Source organism: Micromonospora sicca (assembly GCF_003172935.1).
In the GTDB taxonomy this organism is placed as follows: Bacteria; Actinomycetota; Actinomycetes; order Mycobacteriales; family Micromonosporaceae; genus Micromonospora; species Micromonospora sicca.
On sequence record NZ_QGKS01000133.1, the window covers coordinates 1 to 1,583 of the forward strand.

1 protein-coding gene is annotated in these 1,583 nt (G+C 69.8%); it reads right to left on the reverse strand.

The window, feature by feature from the left end:
- Positions 1-10: 10 nt before the first annotated feature.
- Complete coding sequence (locus DKT69_RS06390) at positions 11-1,447, reverse strand: NF041680 family putative transposase (protein WP_109800652.1); 1,437 nt, start codon at positions 1,445-1,447, stop codon at positions 11-13.
- Positions 1,448-1,583 lie beyond the last annotated feature (136 nt).

Sequence of the window (1,583 nt, forward strand, 5' to 3'; positions counted from 1 at the left end):
AGCTTGGCGTTTAACCCGTCTGCTTTCGTCGTTCGGTGATGGATAGGGCGCGTTTCACGGTCTTCCCGACGTCGTAGCTGGGCGCGGGTTGTCGGTTCTTCGAGCCTGGGGGTCGTCCGGGTCCTGGCTTGCCGGGTTTCGGTGCACTGGCGGGATGGGTGGTCTTTGGGTGGATGTGGCGAAACCCGCGGCGGACGCGGGCTGGGGTGAGTCGGTCTGGGTCGGCGGGTCGTTCCCAGGGCCGGCGGAGGTCGGTGGCGAGTCCGCGGGCGAGGCGTAGCTGGGTGTGGCAGGCGATGACCAGCCAGGTCCACCGGTCGGCCGCGTCGGGTGTGCGGATCTTGGGCCGGGTCCAGCCCAGCGTCTGTTTGAGTAGCCGGAAGGTGTGTTCGAGGTCGAATCTGCGCAGGTAGGACTGCCAGCTGCGGTCCACGTCTGCGGCGGTGGCCGCGGTGATGGAGGTCCACAGCCAGACCGGTTTCGGTTGGCGGTCGCCGGGCAGGTGGTCGACCTGCAGCCGGATCAGGGTGCCTTCGATGATCGGCAGGTCGCCGTGGTGGTCGAGCCAGCAGGTGCGGCGGGTCAGCCTCGGGTGGACCCGGTCCCAGGCGGTCGCGGTGGCGGTGCCGTATCGGGCGGTCTGCGTGGTGGTGACGGTCTGCGGCGCCGGCCAGGTGTCGGGGTCGGCGAGGGCCAGTTCGGGGCCGTGTTTGGGTGGCCGGCCCGTCGTTCCGGGTAGCCGTGGGGGTGGTGGCAGTGCCATCACCCGGTCCGAGCGCAGCCGTCCGAGCAGGTCCACGGGCAGGTCGGCGAGGAGGAACGCCAGGCGGGGGATGTCGTAGCCGGCGTCGCACACGATCAGGATCCGCGGATCGCCCGGTGCGTGGTGGCCGGCGGCGATGAGGCGTTGCACGACGGCGCGTAGCTGGTCGGCGGTGACGGCGGCCGCGTCGTCGGTCGGGCCGAGCCGTACGGCGTCGAGGATCGCTGTCCACGAGGTCCGGCCGGCTTCGAGGGCCGCGACGAACGAGTACGGCCAGCCCGGGATCAGCTGGGCCTGGCCCTTGCCGCGGCCGTAGACGTGGCAGAACAGCCGGTCCGGGCTGGTCTGGGCGTCGGAGCGCAACCACGGGCTGACGTCGACAGCGAGAACGATCCGCCCGTCGGCGGCCCGCGGCACCGGCAGGCCCGCCACGGCGCGGCGCAGCCGCGCGACATCGACGCGTCCGCAGTTCAACCCGTCGTACATTCCGCCGTGACCGCGGCGGTGCTCGGGCGCCAACACCAGATCAACCAGCGACCTGACCGGCCCGTCCGTGCACAACAACGCGTCAGTCACCTCGAACAGGGCGTCAGCGCGGGCGGTCAGACAGCGGTAGAACTCGGTCCGGAACGTGGACAGCACCGCTAAAGCCTCGACGCGGGCAGCGTCATCCAGCACACTCATCCTCACGGCCTTGGTGTCGATCATTGATGTCTCAGCAACACCATGATCACGCCAAGGCCGCTCACTGTCCACGGTGCACAGTGTGCTTCCCGATCGAATCCGCAGCTAACCGGGCCAGCAGGTTAAACGCCAAGCT

What these genes read in the sequence shown, in the direction of transcription:
- DKT69_RS06390 (WP_109800652.1), bottom strand. Translation starts at nt 1,447, where the DNA reads ATGAGTGTGCTGGATGACGCTGCCCGCGTCGAGGCTTTAGCGGTGCTG.